Origin of the sequence: Tsukamurella sp. 8F (genome assembly GCF_029167375.1) — a bacterium.
Classification (GTDB): domain Bacteria; phylum Actinomycetota; class Actinomycetes; order Mycobacteriales; family Mycobacteriaceae; genus Tsukamurella.
Genome location: NZ_JARFTP010000020.1, coordinates 1 through 15,200 on the forward strand (window position 1 = coordinate 1; position 15,200 = coordinate 15,200).

Sequence of the window (15,200 nt, forward strand, 5' to 3'; positions counted from 1 at the left end):
CTCTCCCCTAAGCCCTAAGCACCTAGCGCTACCCCCGCCTCCCCCTGCGTCTCGGCGCTCGCTCTTGTTCAGCGACACACCTTCTCAGCAAGTGCAGTTCGTACGCGGCTTCATACAGCGCGCTCAACGCGTCTCCCGCTTCCACAACAGCGTCCGCTAACCGACGCGCTTCAACCGGGTGTGAACCGAATCCGTCTTTGGCGATGCTGAGGTAGTAGTCGGCTTGGTGATCCATATGACAGCACGAAGCAGAGCAGTACCTATACGACACACCTTCGTTGGCGACTCTGCGAGTCATAGGTCGCGGACACCCTTCCCGAAAACACTTCGTATGTTCGGTCATGCCGCCTTACTTCCCTTCCGGTTATTGTCCGACGCACACGAGGGTCGAACGTTCTCCAACGAATGCTCCCCGCCTTTAGCCAGAGGCACGTAATGGTCTAGCTCTTGGAACTCTCCCCCGCAATACACGCATCTATCGCCGTACTCGGCTACTACATCCTCACGGGTGAACGGCTCACCTAGTACCGGAGTCACACCTTGCTCGTTGCATCGACGGATGTAGTTGGACCGCCAACGCACATGCGGCCTACCCGCGTAGTTCTCTTGGTAGTACCTCTGTGTACGGTCTAAGACACTCTGCCGGTTCTCCTGGTAATACGCGTGGTTGTACTCACTCCGGTGCTCCCGGTTGTCAGCGCGATAGCTTGCCGCACACGGTTTGCATCGTGGGGCTAGACCGTCACGAGCAGCTCGTTTCTGGCTGTACTCGCCTACAGGCTTCATCTCCCCACAAGCTCCACACGACTTCAACCCGAGTGCGAGCAGTCTGTCTTTCTCTGCTCGTTCTTCTTTGGTGATACTCGGCATTCCTCTTACCCTCTCCCTCTTAAACAGAAAAGGCCGGGAGACCTCTTACAGTCTCCCGGCTCTAATCACTGGTCTTTGCTGCCCCTACCCGAAGGCGACACCGGGAAGGGAGAGAGTTCTCCGAACTTCTCCCGAGGTGTCACCGACCCTTCGGAGCTAAGCTCCTCCGGGGTATAGCTCTCCGGGGTAGAAAGCGCCCGGATAGGGCAGGGCGTCTACCTAAGCAGCGTCGTACAGACGGACGTTAGCCGCTTCGTTCAGGTAACCGAGGCCGTAGCGGAACGTAGCCTTCAGGGCCACGCCATCCGACTGGAAGTGCGAGTCCTTGGACACCTCGACACGCGCACCCTCGCGGACGACGAAGACGTTGGACGCTCGCGAGATACCCCACGCCTTGGTGTTCGTGTCGACCTGATTCGACAGCAGCACCGGGATGCCGGCCAGGAGCATCTGGTTATCCACGAAGTCGACTAGCGCACGGTTCGAGCCGCTGGCCTCCTTGAGCTTGGCGACGGCCTTAGCGGTCGCGGTGGACATGATCCAGTTCGTCAGCTCAGCACCCGCGTCGATAGCGGCGTACTTCGCATCGACGAAGGTGTCGAGGTTGGTGAGCGATGCGCCGGTATCGACCTCCGAGTAGTCGGTCGACAGCAGGCCGTTCGGACCCTTGGCCGTGGTGTTCGCCAGGTAGGCACCATCGACAGCCCGGATAATCTGACGCTTCAGACCCTCAGCGACCATGTTCGCCGTGTCAGGGCTCGAGTCCGCCACCAGCTCGCGAGACTGAAGGTTGAAACCCGCGGTCTTGTAGATGGTGACCGGGACCTCATCGGTGGTCGGGTCGGCGGCTGCGATGGTGTCCAGCTCGAGGTAGTGGGCGGTGCTGGGGTCGGCCAGCAGACGCGGGTACAGAACCTTGTCCCGGTCGGTAGACGCGTGAGTCATCGACTGCGCGGCGATAGAGTCCGCCTTGACAGCGTTGACCACAAGCTCGCCGTACGCCTCCGGGGTGATTGCGGCGGTGGCCTGGGTGAAACCGGCACCGCTCTGGGTATTGACGAAGCTCATTCAAGCTCCCTTCCTGCCTTGGTGGAGGCATGAGAAAGGGACCCTCATCGGAGGGTCCCCAGTTTGTTATTCCTTCGTGTCGTCACGGACGACAACGGGGCGGGTGAGCCACAGACTCACCTACCCCCAGACGTTTCAGATAGAGCCAAGTAGGTCCCCGAACGTCGGGAGCTTATGACCTCCGGACCCTCCGCCTGTCCCTTGCGTCGGGTCGAACGCCGGCGACAGCTTCCCTAGCCGGGGTCGTTCGGAGAGCAAAAGCTCTGCATCCGCCTGGACCTTGGCGGGGTCTACGTTCCCGGAGTCATCGAGATAGTCAGCCGGGGTGTTCTCGGACAGCCAGAGGTCCGAACCATCAGCGAGCCGCGACCCTGCCAGTCGCTCTATCTCCCGACGTTGCATCTGCTCTATCCGTGCGGTAGCGGCCTCGAGTGCGGTACGCGCTTCGTTCCTCTCGGTTCGATATCGAGCCTCTCTACGGCTCGGATTCTCCGTACCCTTATCGTCACCCTCGGAGGTGTCTGTTCGTCCCTCTACGGGGCTCTCAGACCCCTTTACGGGGGTCTCCTGTGAAGTGTCTTCCATTCCTCTGTCTCTCCTAGTGTCCGAGGGGACTCTCGTCCCCGAGGGTCGGTGTCATCTCGGGAGAAGTTCGGAGAACTCTCTCCCTTCCCGATGACGCCTCCGGCTATCGCCGGTATGCGTCATTCCCGTAGCAGTTGCCGTAGCTATCCGCTACAAGCTCGCGGTAGCTGAATGCCGACTGGGGTCGAGGTGTGCGACCTCGGTCCCAGAGCCCGCGACGTTCGTCCTCCGACGACCACCACTCCACTACGGGGTTCTTCCCATGCGGGTTGTTCTCCAAGAAAGCGAGGTAGTCCTCGAACGTCTTAGCGTCTCGGCTAGCCACTAAGCCGCGTCTCCATCCATCTTTCGATGACGTAGCCGGTGAACCAACCGACCGCTACCGCTAGTGGCGCTACAACCACCACGGTCAGTAGCCCATCTGGGAGTCGTCTAGCCAGTCGGTGAACGTCCACGTACCGTCGTAGTCGCGGTACATCCGGGAGCTTCCGACGTTCCACACGGCGTCTGTACCGTGCCGTCTATCCGAGGGAACGGAGTTCCCGAGGGTCGGTGACACCTCCGGTGTCGCCTCCGGGTGAGCCAGCTTGTCATCAGCGACGTTTACCGCGTCTAGATCCATGTCGTTTACGATCATCGTTCCTTCTCTCTCCGGCGTGGCACCGGAGGTGACACACCTTGTGTACGCATGAGTAACCCCCGGCCAGTCGGGACCAGCCGGGGGTTCGCTACTTACATCTTGTGCAGAGCCGCTAACTACACAGTTAGCCCAACAACGAGACTGTCTCGTTGCCAACCGGCAGACGGGGAACTCGTATCCGATTCCACTGCCGGAAGTCTGTTCGGCCAGGCGGCGAGCCGACTGACCTTGTGATCCATTCCCACTTCGGTGGTTCACCCCCCGACCCGCCAGGGAAGACGTGTCGTCTCCGACGCCACGCCGTGCGGGGGGATCACCTCGGCCGGACACCTCCGGCCTGATTCTCGCGGGCACCGGGTAACCAGTCCGGTGCTCCGTCACGAGCACGACGAAAGAACGTGCCCGAGTGTGTCGCCAACCGAAGGTCGGTTGGCACGTCAAGAGGCGGCTAGGCGAGGAATGGGGAACCTAGCCGCCCGGCGTGGGCCGAGAGAGTCGCCCACGCCTACGAGGTCGCACACGACCCGTGGCATGAAGGTCCAGTCGGTGCGGTACCCCGTAGGTACTTGTTCGCCGGGGGCTACCCGGCTAGTAGAGCCTCGAGGGCTTGCAGCTTGCGGTTCGCGTCTCGTAGACGCTGGCGGTACTCTCGTTGGTTCTGTCGTGAGCAGTAGATGCACTTACCGTCGTACGGTCGTACGTCGTCCGGACCGTTAAGGGTGTGACCGCCGGAGCGGCATCGGCGCGGGTAGTTCATGGCGGTAACCTTTCGGGTCGGGGTAGCGTAGAGCTACCGTCTTCGATCAAATAAGAGAAGCCCTCGACCTAGGTGGGTCGAAGGCGTAGCTGGGGAGTTGGTGCTCCCTCTGTGAATAAATAAGATCAACTATTCCGAACACAGCACTGTAGTGTGCCGTAGTTCACAGGGTTGAGGTCTGCCACCTGGGGGTTTTGATCTTCCCCCCTCATACGTAAGTAGGTTAGTAGTTCGGCTGGACACCGGGAGTGTGACGCGTCTCCCTTACCCTCTACGTAGATCAGTACCTCCTACACCGTTGATACCTTCTCATGTAGTGACCTACTTCACGCGTATCGGCAGGCCTACCTTTACCCCCTCATACGTAAGTAGGTGTAATAATCCACCCCCCCCTACCTGATAATGGGACCGACTGCACTGGACCGGGTAGGAGACCGGACTCCGATACAGCGGAGTCGGAAGCGTCATCGGGAAAAGGGAGGTGCTTCCGGGTGCCTAGCGGCCACGTCGTCAAACCAGAGAGGCCCGTAAAGGCCTCTAGCTGCCACGCTGACGGACCGTTGAACGGCACCGGGTGCCCATTCCTGGTATCGCATACGGCCATAGAGCGACTTTTAGACACACCCGAGGGTGAGGGGGCCGGGAGGCCCCTTCGACGCCTTAGAATCCTCGACCTCTACGCGGCCCTGCGGGACGAACGGCTTCCGCCGCACACCAGAGCGTGAGGTCTACGTGTCCCCGGCCGGCTTCCACCGTTACCCGGACCTCCGCTATCCACTCGCCCCCGACCAGGCGAGCCCACCGTAGGACCACTCCGTCCAGCTCCCCGCCGAACCGGAGTCCGTGGCTTCTCAGCCACATCGGCCGCTCCCCCGCTCGGAGTCCCGCTCTGTGGAGACCGGGGAACACCCGGTCCGTACGCACCACGCACGGCGTGGGAGGTACCGGAACCTTCCACACCCTGGCCGCGTAGTCCTCCACCTACGAGATCGTACCTCCGTTCGATGTATAGGCACCTATCCGAACGGATGATGGCGTCGAGGGGCAACGCCCCTAGCCGTCGCGGTACCCACGCCACCACGTGTTCCTGGTCTTCTTCAACCGGTCGTACGGCGTGAAGCCGTTTATCGGCACGTCGTCCCCTTCCAGCGTCCCCGCTAGCGCGTTGTCCAGTAGCTCGCGGGCCGCGCCGGGTGAGCACCCGACTGCCTCCGCTGTGTCGGTGACGGTGACAGGTGTGTTCGGCGGGAGCAACCACACCCACGCCCTGAACAACTCCTCGCGGTCCCACCTGTTAAGGGGGACATACATAATACCGGTACTATGTAAGTCCCCCTTATTAGGGGACTTCCCCACACCGTGCTCCGGTCGCCAGAGCAGGTCCAGCTCGTAGAGGTTGGACTTCCCGTATTCGGTAGAGACCTTCACGGCTAGAGCCGCCGGATGCTTCCACAGTCGGTGGGTAGCTTCGTTCATCTTCTTGAAGCTCATGCTGCCGTCTATCTCTGCCAGCTCGCGGCACGACGCTGTAAACGGATTCTTCCCCACCCTCTGGGCCAGCTTGGCTAGCGCCAGCAGGCACCGCTTGTTCATCCCGCGTCGGTCCTCTGCCGCTTCTAGAGCGGCGATGAACTCTGCGACCTCACGTTGGAACTCCTGGTCAGCTCCCCCGCCCCCGGCTAGGGCCGGGTCGTACGTCTCATCCGCGAACGTGAACGCTCTGCGAGCTTGGTACTCGGTTCGGTCCCTGCCCTTGTCCAGGCTCGGATATGAGTCCCAGAGCGGTGTATCCCGAATCGAATCTACGAACTCATCATCGTCTAGACCGGCCCCGACCGCTTTCAGCGCCAGCTTGCAAGCTGTCCGCCACCACTCGTCGCGGTCGGCGGGGTACTCGTCGGTTAGCTCACTCGGTAGACGATGCACGGTCGGCCCCTGTGGCTCGATTGATCTGGTCCCGGAGAGCTATCAGCTCCTCCCGGTTCAGGTAGAGGACTCCCCGCGTCCCCGTCTTACCTATCCGGTAGACGACCTCGGTTCGGTCCAAGTTCCACTGTTGCTGGATCGCGGTCGAGGTCATCGCTCCCACTCGGTGGGATCGTCGGTCTTGTTGCTCATATTCCTTCTCTCTGTTGAAACGACGGCACAGGAACAGCGTTCCCGGTGCCTAGCGTCGCCGTACAGCGACTTTCTCCCGTCTACCCACCACGGGTAGCCGGTTCATACACCAAGCCCGTAGGAGGCTTGGTTCTCCATTCAGTTGTCGAAGTTCGCGACCCCCGCCGTGGCGGTAAGCCCCTCCGCAGCGGCTAGAACTCCCGTGCGATGACGCTGAACGTACACGAACGTAAGCGGGTGTCAAGTCCGATAGTTGACAACTAACGACGGCACTGCTAAGCGAACCTAGAGGCATCCGAAGGGTGCAGTCTGACCTGCTGCGTTGATCTTAGGTGTCGTTACCTATGCTCTAGGAATCGGTAGAGCCTCACTGTGACATCGACTGTTAGCCAGAGCCGACAGACCAGCCCTTGCAAGAGCGACTAAGGCTGTAGCTCCCAACCGCTGGTCCCGTACGTAGCACCAGAGACGCCTAGCGCCTTCATCTGCTCTAGCGCATCCGACCATGCCGCAGCAGCACCTTTAGGGGTCAACTGCTCGGTCAACTGGTAGATGTCTCCTAGGTCCAGCTCGAACGACGGCGGCCGGCGCCCTCCGCGCCCTGGCCGGTTCTCCCGCGTGTAGGTCATGGTCACGTTGTTCTCGCGGAGCCAGACGTTCCGCTGTTCCACCGTCTGGCGACCCCACCAATCGGAGAACCGCTCCCCGGTACCCCGATAAGTCCATCCGGACGGGGCTACGCCTTCCGCCGCTAGTTGTTCGTGCCGTTCTGCCAGCCCGGCTATCCGCTGGTCTAGTTGAGCCCGCAGAGGCGTACCGGCTTTGTACGGTCCTGTTCCGATGATCCCGGTTAGGTCCGCTAGTTGAGCCTCTATCTCGGACAACTCCTCCGAGTTGTCTACGCCTTCGTCCCACACCCGCTCTAGCCGCTCCGAGTCACCCAACAGAGCCAGCACAGCGGCCTCTACCGTGTCGTCTGCCGACTCTTTGATAAGCGATGAGTTGCCGCACGGGTCGTTCTCCTGCGCCGAATAGCAGAGGTACCGGTCCTTACGGGTGCTACCCGACGCCCGTTTCTGATAGACCGGCCTACCGCAGCGACCGCACTTGATAACCCCGAGCAGTAGGGACTCGTTCGGCTTACGGTACTTCTCACGCCGCTTGCTACGCGCTTCCAGCTCCCGGACTACGCGGTCGTACACCTCCCGGGAGAGCACCGGTTCCGTACGCATCATCGGTGAGCCGTCGGGGTTTCTGATAACCCCGTCGCCGGCGGTCGCGTACCCGAGCATCGCTTCCGACTTGAGACACCGCGATAGCTGTATGTGATTCCACTTCGTACCTTTGACAGGCTTCCCCTGTAGCTCCCGGTACCGGTCCATCGGAGTACGCACACCGCGTTGGTCCAAGTCTCTGACGATAGTCCTAAGGGGTTCGCCGTCTAAGACGCGTTGTGCGACCTCTCGGATAACCCTCCGGTGCTCATGGTCCGGGACGTACACGTACCCGTCGTCTACCCGGTCGGTGGTGTACCCCCACGGCGGTGTGCCGCCGATGTACTTACCGGCTTTGCGGTTGTGGTCGTAAGCGGACTTGACCCGCTCTCGCGTAGCGTCGCTCTCCATCTCTGCGATAGACGCGACCAGCATCGCTACGACCTTGCCCATCTTAGAGCTGAGGTCGAAATGCGATTCCGTCGCTGAGACGATGGCTATGTTCCGTTCCTGTGACCAGTCGATCATCTCAGCTAGGTGAGAGACCGACCGGACCAACCTGTCGATCCGGTACACGACGATTACGTCGAACTCCGGGAACCTGTTGGTGAGCCAATCCCCTAGTTCGGGTCTCTCAAACGGGCGCGTCTTGCTGGCCGATACGTCTCCGTCGTAGACGTTCCCCACCTCGGTCCATCCTCGGCTGGCGATCAGGTCACGGCACGCTTGAAGCTGACGCTCCGGTGAGGTGGTCGTATCGGTCACACGGGACAGACGGGTGACGATCAGGGCTCGCAGAGGCTCGCTCACAGGTCGCCCGTCTCGATGATGTCGGGGTGAGGCGCAGCCTCCCAGGTGCAATCGCACAGCATCACGTGCTGCCTCAACCACCGACACATGATGTCGCAGCTATCCGACTGCGGGTGTTCACGGCAGACCATCTGCCAGCATCGAGGGTCTACGTCGCACTCGATCAGCAGCCCGTCGCAGACCATCTGCGACATCAGCTCCGGGAGGGTGATCCCCAGCTCTAGGCAGGCGTCGTACAGAGACATGTCATCGGGCATATCGGTATCGTAGCTGGTCACGAACGAATCTCCTGTGTCTAGTCGGTGATTCTCGGTGGATCGACGCCGCCTGCTCCGAGATCGCCGCTGCCGAACGTCGACAGCAGGTCGGTCATCGGTTTCACCAGCGCGCCCACGTCGAGGCCCGGAACGACCGGCGCATCGGATACACCGCGCGGGACGGACGGCAGGCGCTGGTCGGGTGCGACCGCGGGCGCGACCGGAACCGGCGGCAGGCCGAGATCCTTCAAGACCTGGTCTACGGGCCGCGCGAGCAACTCGGCGATCGACGGATCGAGCCCGTCCGCCCCAGCGCCTACGCGGGACCCCGCACCGTCGCTCGCACCCCCGTCGCCGGCCCGGCCGAGACGATCCCCACCTCCGCCCGGCACAGCGTCAGACCGCGGCGGAGAGCAGCCCGGCCACGCCCGCGGACTCGGACGCGGAATAGGCCACGACGGTACCTGCGGCCGATGCCGCCATCGCGCCGTGCAGCACACCGAGTTCCGCAACCGACGAGAGGTAGCTCGCCTGCGCGCCGGTGAACGCGGCTATGAAATCCTGCCCGATCAGACCTAGTGCCGGGTTGAGTGCGGCGGTGTTCGCCGCGGCGTCTATCGAACCCGCTGCCGTGACCGCCGCGCCGATGGCCGCATTCGCTGCGCCGAACGCCCCGATCGCCGAATTGATCGCCAGGAATGTCATGGTAGTGCTCCCCTTTTCTCGACCCTTGTCTCGACCCTTGTCTCGACGGAGCGCCGCGGATGCGCGACCTCTCCCATGAATTGGACGCACCGGCCCGGCATTCGGATCCCTTGCCCGGTGCCACCTGCCGGAACGGGCGCCGGGCATGGTTCAGGCGGAGAACTCTTCGTGGAAGTCCGTCAGAATCGCTGCTCGGCGAGCCATGACCTCCCGAGCGGCCACCCCGCAGGTCGCGACGATCAGCCGTCCCAGCGCGGCCGGGTCCGAGCGCATGGCTGCGGGCGCTACGACCAGGCCCGTGAGGGCGCAGACGCCGTCGAGCCGCACCCGTACACGGCGGTCCGGGCTGCTCACCGCCACGTCGATCGCCTCCAGCCGCGAACGCACCGCGCGCAGCGTCTCCAGCTGCGCCGCGGCGCGCCCCTGGATCCGGTCCATCTCGGCACTCACGGCCCTACCCCCGCAGCCAGGTGTCGACGACCGGCGCCTCGGCGCCTGCACCCGGATCGGCACCGTCGGGATCGGGCAATCCCATGTAGGCGAGCACCCGCGCGCCGACGCCCTCGCGCTCCAGCTCGGCCCTCCGGGCGAGCCCGGCACTGCGCGACGCCTCCCTGCACAGCCGCAGGATGTCAGCGGCGAGGGCGTCGGCGCCGCGGCGCAGCTCCCCCGGTTCGATCCCGATCCGCAGCGGCGTACCCTGCTCGTTCGCCTCCACGCGCAGCCCTCCACTGCGCGACGATGCCATAGCCATACGAACCCCCCGTTGGTCTTTCGCTTCCGTCGTGTCCCCCACGCCCGACGCGCCCCAGGGCAATACCGAGAGCCCGACAGAGCGCGCTTGTAGGCTACGACCACGGACCGGAGTTTGATACGCAGAACGAGTGAATCCGCGGGGAGAAGAAGTGACGGACGAGAAGAACTCGACCACGGAAGATCAGGACGACCAGCCCGAGCCCTCGTTCGAGCAGACATCGTCGTTCACGCCGGTACCGCGCCGCTCCGAGGGCTGGGATCCCGATGCCAAGTCCGATCAGCCCGTCGCCGCTCCGTGGGAGCGAGCCGCGGGTGCCGACACACCGCACGTCGCCGGCGACGACGGCTCCGTTCCCGCCGAGACGAGCACGCCGTCTCCGAGCACGCCGCCGCCGACCACACCCGCGGCCGAGGCGCCGCCCGGTGGTGCCCAGTCCGGCGGGGCCCACGCACGCAAGGAGCCGGAGTCACCGAACGCGGCCAGCACATCGACCCCGAGCGGGCCGTCGTCGGGCGGCCCCTCGCCGACGGGCCCGAACCTGGACCAGCCGACCGAGAACATCGTGCTACCCCCCGGCGGGCTTCCGGGCCCGGCTGCCGGCGAGCACCCCGATTTCCTCGCCACCTCGCAGTTCGCTCCCGTCCAGCGCCCACAAGCACCGCAAGCGCAGTACGGCTACCCGCCACAGACCGGCGACGCGGTTCCGCCCTGGCACCAGGCCGGATACGACTACCAGCAGCCCGATGGACTCGCCGCCGCGCCGCCGCAGCCGCCGGCCGCGCCACCCACCATCGACGAGGTGGGGCTCGCGCGCGACACCCGTAAGCCCCCGACGAAGGGCTGGCGCAAGCTCGTCTACCGGATGACGGGTGGCTCGATCACGCCCACCGAGTCGGCCGACGAGATCGCACTCAAGGCGCTCACCGAACGAGTGCAGCACCCGGTCAACGGCGACTACCGCGTCGCCGTCCTGTCCCTGAAGGGCGGTGTGGGGAAGACGACGACCACCGTCGGGCTCGGGGCGACGTTCGCATCCCTGCGCGGTGATCGCGTGATCGCCGTCGACGCCAACCCCGACTTCGGCACCCTGGCGCAGCGCGGACCCCAACAGACGCGGTCGACCGTGCGCGATCTTCTCCACGACGAGGCGATCCACCGCTACAGCGACGTCCGCGCCTACACGTCGCAGGCCCCGAGCCGGCTCGAGATCATCGCGTCCGAGCGCGATCCGGCAGTGTCCGAGGCGTTCTCCGCCGATGACTACACCGGCGTCATGAAGGTGCTGCAGCGCTTCTACAACATCATCCTCACAGACTGCGGCACGGGCCTGATGCACTCGGCCATGAAGTCGGTCCTCGACGAGGCCAACGCGATCGTCCTGGTCAGCTCGCCTGCCATCGACGCCGCCCGCTCGGCGTCGGCGACGCTGGACTGGCTGGACCTGCACGGCTACGGCCGGCTCGTGCAGCGCGCCGTGGTCGTGCTCTCCAGCTCACGCCCCGGTGCCCCGACCGTCGACGTCGACCAGCTCACCCAGCACTTCCTCGGCCGCACCCGCGCTGTGCATCGCATCCCGTTCGACGATCACCTCGCCGAGGGCGCCGAGGTCGACCTCGACCTCCTCTCACCGAAGACGCGGCGTGCGTTCGTAGAGCTCGCGGCTACTGTCGCCGACGACTTCGGTGTCCCACACGTCCTGCACGAGACGCCGTAGCAGGATCTCAGCCCGCCCGGACCGACCCGACTGCGCGCATGCAGTGCGGCTCGACCGACTCCGCTCCCCTGCCCGGCTCGCAGCCCACGCTGACCTGGTGCGTGCCGTCGACGACGACGTACCAGAGCACGAACCTGTCCGGTGCGAGCTGCTCGCGATACCCGACGACGTCCCGGCCCGCGTAGTTCGTCCGGGGCTCCAGCCCGACGATGCGCGCGTCCACCCTGCCGGGCAGCGCGGCCAGCAGGTCGGCGGCGACGGCGTCGCGCGTCGCCGGCCTCGCCAACCGGTGGTGCACGACGCTGACCCGCCGGCCGTCGTCGGCACGTGCAACCCGTCGTCCTTCCGCCTCGGCGACGGCCCAGCCCGCGGGCAGCGCGACCGTGACGCCGTCGAGCGCGACGTCCACCGTCGTGGCCGGCCGGCCGGACGAAGACGGTGCCGCCCCGGCCGCGCCCACCGCCGGCGAACCCGGGCCCCGGACGGCGAGCACCGCAGCCGAGGAGACCACGACCAGGCACAGCAATGCGGCAGCCGCCAGCGCCGGTCCCGATCTCCGGCGCCGCGGGACGTCCGCCGATTGGGGCTCCTCCGGTTCCGGCTGCGGCACGAGCGCCGCCACCAGGGCTTCGCGGTCGATCCGCACGACCCGCCATTGCCGCGGCTCGGCAGCGGCGAGCGCGTCCCGCACGCGTCGGTACGCGGTCTCGTCCGCATCGACCAGAACCTGGTCCACCCCCTCGTCGATCAGCCCGCGCGCCAGCTCGACGAGATCCGTCCCGGTGCCGCCGCGCACCGCGGCCCAGTCGTCGTCGGCGAAGTCGAGGACGTGACCCACGGCGCCGTCCGCGACCGTCTCGAGGACGAGCGCGCGCCGGCAGTACAGCAGGCCCTGAGAGCGGACGATGGCCTCCGCACGCGGCACCACCACCGGGTCGTACCCGCACGCGGTGGCGGCGGCTGCGACCAGCGAGCGCCGCGGCCCACCGAACAGACTCGGTACCGCGAGTACGGCGCGCACGGGCCGCGGGCCCAGGGCGCCCGCGAGCGCCGCGCGCCACCCGGCGACGATGTCCGCGGGCGGCGCCATCGATGTCGGCCCCTCGGGCCCCACGCGCACACAGCCGTCCCCGTCCGGCCGCGCCCCGGAGCAACCCGTCGATATCGTCCAGTGATCGTCCGCGCAGTCGACCGCGGCCCAGGCCGCGCCCCCACCGGACCGGTCCCCCACCCCGTCCATGGGTCGGACTCTATATGCGCGCCCTGCGCCGGCAGGCCAGGATGGACGCCGCGATCGGGACCACTATCGTCAGCGCCGACCCGACGAAAAGCAGCTCGAGGTGATCGCGCAGCAGGGGGATGCCGCCGAGGTAGTAGCCGAGCACCACGATCCCGTCGCACCACACGATCGAACCGGCCAACGAGAACGCCGTGAACCGGCGGTGCGACATGCCGGTGAAACCCGCGAGCACGGGCACCAACGTCCGCACGATGCCGATGAACCTGGCGAACAGCACGGTGGCCGCGCCGTACCGGCCGAAGAACCGGTACGTGCGCTCCACGGGCTCGTCACCAATCCAGCGCATCACGCGACCACGCAGCGCACGCGGGCCGAGTACCCGGCCGATGGCGTAACCGGACTGGTCGCCGAGGGCAGCTGCGATCGGCAGGAACACCAGCAGTTGCCAGGGTTCCGCGAAGGGGTGCGGCTGCGCCGCGAAGACCCCCGCGGTGAACAGCAGGGAGTCGCCCGGGAAGATGAAGCCGACCAGCAGGCCCGTCTCGACGAAGATCAGCACCAGGATGCCGACGAAGCCCGCCGTCGACAGGAACTGGGACACATCGAACGGGTTCACACCCCATTGATACGCACATCGCCTGACCGCCGTGTGAACTGGCGGCGAACACCTCAGCCTCCACAGCACCCCGCGCCGGGGAGACCCCGCCGCTCGCGCGTGACGAGGTTGCGCGCGGCGAACTCGCCGTCGGCCGGATAGTCGACGCGCACGAGCGTGAGCCCGCACGCGGGTGCGACGTTGATCGCGCTCGACCGCTCCCGCTCGGCCAGCAGGCCTGCGCACCATTCGGCGGTCCGACGCCCCTCCCCGACGGCGGCGACCGCTCCCACCAGGGAACGGACCATCGACCAGCAGAAGGCGTCGGCGGACACCTCGGCGACGAGCACGCGCCCCCCGACGCCGTCGGGCTCGGCCGACCAAGCGAAACGCTGCAGCTCACGCACAGTGGTCGCGCCGTCGCGGCGCCGGCAGAACGCGGCGAAATCGTGCAGGCCGAGCAGTGCGTCCGCGGCCTCGCGCATCCCACCGAGGTCGATCGGCCGCCGCCACGCCGCGGTGTCGCGTGCGCGCACGGGCGGGGCACCGTATTCGGCGTCGGCGAGGCGGTAGACGTAGTGGCGGCGCAGGGCGGAGAACCGGGCGTCGAAGGCCTGTGGCGCGGGCGTCATCGCGGTGACGCGCACGTCGCCTGGCAGCAGCCGCGCGAGGCGGCGCACGATCCCGTCCGGCACTACGACATCGTCCGGGACGTCGACGTGCGCGACCTGCCCGCTCGCGTGCACGCCCGCGTCGGTGCGCCCGGCGACGGTGAGCGTCGCCTCGGTCCGCAGGATCGTCCCGAGGTCCCGCTCGAGTACGCCGCACACGGTGCGGCGCCCGGGCTGGCGCGCCCAGCCCGAGAAGTCGGTGCCGTCGTAGGCGATGTCGAGGCGGTAGCGAGTCATGGCCGCAGCGATGATACCGACGCCGCCAGCCCGTCCAGGTACCGAGTGACCGCGTTCTCGTAGAGCACGCCGACGTCGTACGGATACGGAGTGCGCATGATCGCAGCCATCGCCGGGAACCTCTCCGGCGGTGCCGCCGCCTTCAGCTCCTCGAGGCGGGTATCCATCCACTCGTCCTCCGTGACACCGGTCTCGGCGCGATCCGCCAGCTCGGGTTCGATGGTTGCGCCCAGCCCCCGGACCATCGTGATCAGGCACAGGTACTCGGTGAACGCCGCACCCTCCGCAAGGCCTGCGCCCATCAGTGCGCCGACCAGGCGCTCCGACATCGGCATGGCGTTCGGCAGCACGTCGGGCCGAGTCATCGACAGCGCGCCGGCCAACCACGGGTGCGTGAGCATCGCCGTCCACAGAGCGCGCAGCGCGAGCTCGATATCGGTGCGCCAGTGCCCGGATCGTGCGGGCAGGTCTAGCTCACCGTATACGGCGTCGAGCATCGCGCTCTGCAGCTCCCCGGTGCTGCGGACGTAGCGGTACACCGCCATCGTGGGGATCTCGAGGGCGGTGGCCAGCCGGCGCACGGACACCGCCTGCAGCGATTCGGCGTCGGCGATGGCGATCGCCCTGGCCACGACGTCGCCGGCCGTGAGGTCGGCCGGCCGTGGCCGGTCCGGCGCCGACACGATGCTGCAGCGTCCGGGGGCGGACTCGATGAGCCCGTCCGCCTGGAGGAGCGCGAGCACCCGGGTGGCGGTGCCCATCGCGACACCGTGGTCCCGCACGATCGCCCGCGTCGACGGCGCCCGATCGCCCGGACGGAGCCGCCCCGACGCGATGCGGTCACGCAGTACTGCCGCGATCTCCTCCGCGCGATTCACGACGCACCCGGTGCACTAGTGCACTTCTTGGTTCTATCCACGTGAACACTGTAGCCTGATGCACTCGATACGTTGTACGTTCGC

15 protein-coding genes are annotated in these 15,200 nt (G+C 66.0%); 1 reads left to right on the top strand and 14 read right to left on the bottom strand.

All coding sequences use genetic code 11. From position 1 onward, the window contains the following. Nucleotides 1-1,089: 1,089 nt before the first annotated feature. The 10 genes from P0W64_RS15325 to P0W64_RS15370 form a co-directional block, all read right to left on the bottom strand. Nucleotides 1,090-1,938 (bottom strand): phage major capsid protein, encoded by an 849-nt coding sequence (locus tag P0W64_RS15325; protein ID WP_275481020.1) that lies wholly within the window; start codon nucleotides 1,936-1,938, stop codon nucleotides 1,090-1,092. Between the two features lie 994 nt (nucleotides 1,939-2,932). Continuing rightward, entirely contained in the window at nucleotides 2,933-3,160 is a 228-nt protein-coding gene (locus P0W64_RS15330) for a hypothetical protein (RefSeq protein WP_275481021.1), read from the bottom strand. 1,813 nt (nucleotides 3,161-4,973) lie between these two features. Next, the gene (locus tag P0W64_RS15335) at nucleotides 4,974-5,846 is read right to left on the bottom strand and encodes a hypothetical protein (RefSeq protein ID WP_275481022.1); all 873 of its coding nucleotides are present in this window, start codon (nucleotides 5,844-5,846) and stop codon (nucleotides 4,974-4,976) included. Beyond that, a complete protein-coding gene (locus tag P0W64_RS15340) occupies nucleotides 5,827-6,000 on the bottom strand; it encodes a hypothetical protein (protein WP_275481023.1) in 174 nt (57 codons plus the stop codon). Before P0W64_RS15340 ends, P0W64_RS15335 begins: the two co-directional genes overlap by 20 nt. Nucleotides 6,001-6,460: 460 nt before the next feature. Further along, a complete protein-coding gene (locus tag P0W64_RS15345) occupies nucleotides 6,461-8,149 on the bottom strand; it encodes a recombinase family protein (RefSeq protein WP_343232867.1) in 1,689 nt (562 codons plus the stop codon). Further along, a complete protein-coding gene (locus P0W64_RS15350) occupies nucleotides 8,059-8,340 on the bottom strand; it encodes a hypothetical protein (RefSeq protein ID WP_275481025.1) in 282 nt (93 codons plus the stop codon). The genes P0W64_RS15345 and P0W64_RS15350 overlap by 91 nt, the downstream gene beginning before the upstream one ends. 17 nt (nucleotides 8,341-8,357) lie before the next feature. After that, the gene (locus P0W64_RS15355) at nucleotides 8,358-8,711 is read right to left on the bottom strand and encodes a hypothetical protein (protein ID WP_275481026.1); all 354 of its coding nucleotides are present in this window, start codon (nucleotides 8,709-8,711) and stop codon (nucleotides 8,358-8,360) included. A 4-nt stretch (nucleotides 8,712-8,715) separates the two neighbouring features. Next, the gene (locus P0W64_RS15360; protein ID WP_275481027.1) at nucleotides 8,716-9,024 is read right to left on the bottom strand and encodes a hypothetical protein; all 309 of its coding nucleotides are present in this window, start codon (nucleotides 9,022-9,024) and stop codon (nucleotides 8,716-8,718) included. A 150-nt stretch (nucleotides 9,025-9,174) separates the two neighbouring features. Continuing rightward, nucleotides 9,175-9,474, bottom strand: coding sequence for a YbaB/EbfC family nucleoid-associated protein (locus P0W64_RS15365; protein ID WP_275481028.1), 300 nt, complete (start codon nucleotides 9,472-9,474; stop codon nucleotides 9,175-9,177). 4 nt (nucleotides 9,475-9,478) lie between these two features. Further along, entirely contained in the window at nucleotides 9,479-9,778 is a 300-nt protein-coding gene (locus P0W64_RS15370) for a hypothetical protein (RefSeq protein ID WP_275481029.1), read from the bottom strand. A 151-nt stretch (nucleotides 9,779-9,929) separates the two neighbouring features. Between P0W64_RS15370 and P0W64_RS15375 the strand changes: the two genes are divergently transcribed. After that, complete coding sequence (locus P0W64_RS15375; RefSeq protein WP_275481030.1) at nucleotides 9,930-11,495, top strand: MinD/ParA family protein; 1,566 nt, start codon at nucleotides 9,930-9,932, stop codon at nucleotides 11,493-11,495. 7 nt (nucleotides 11,496-11,502) lie between these two features. On the opposite strand, the gene P0W64_RS15380 is transcribed toward P0W64_RS15375, so the two are convergent. The 4 genes from P0W64_RS15380 to P0W64_RS15395 are packed head-to-tail and all read right to left on the bottom strand — an operon-like array spanning nucleotide 11,503 to nucleotide 15,116. Beyond that, nucleotides 11,503-12,735 carry a type VII secretion-associated protein gene (locus P0W64_RS15380; RefSeq protein WP_275481031.1) on the bottom strand — a complete coding sequence of 411 codons (1,233 nt, stop codon included), beginning with the start codon at nucleotides 12,733-12,735 and terminating at the stop codon, nucleotides 11,503-11,505. A gap of 10 nt (nucleotides 12,736-12,745) precedes the next feature. Further along, nucleotides 12,746-13,351 carry a DedA family protein gene (locus P0W64_RS15385; RefSeq protein ID WP_275481032.1) on the bottom strand — a complete coding sequence of 202 codons (606 nt, stop codon included), beginning with the start codon at nucleotides 13,349-13,351 and terminating at the stop codon, nucleotides 12,746-12,748. A gap of 53 nt (nucleotides 13,352-13,404) precedes the next feature. After that, entirely contained in the window at nucleotides 13,405-14,238 is an 834-nt protein-coding gene (gene truA / locus P0W64_RS15390; protein ID WP_275481033.1) for a tRNA pseudouridine(38-40) synthase TruA, read from the bottom strand. Beyond that, complete coding sequence (locus P0W64_RS15395; RefSeq protein WP_275481034.1) at nucleotides 14,235-15,116, bottom strand: GntR family transcriptional regulator; 882 nt, start codon at nucleotides 15,114-15,116, stop codon at nucleotides 14,235-14,237. The genes truA and P0W64_RS15395 overlap by 4 nt, the downstream gene beginning before the upstream one ends. Nucleotides 15,117-15,200 lie beyond the last annotated feature (84 nt).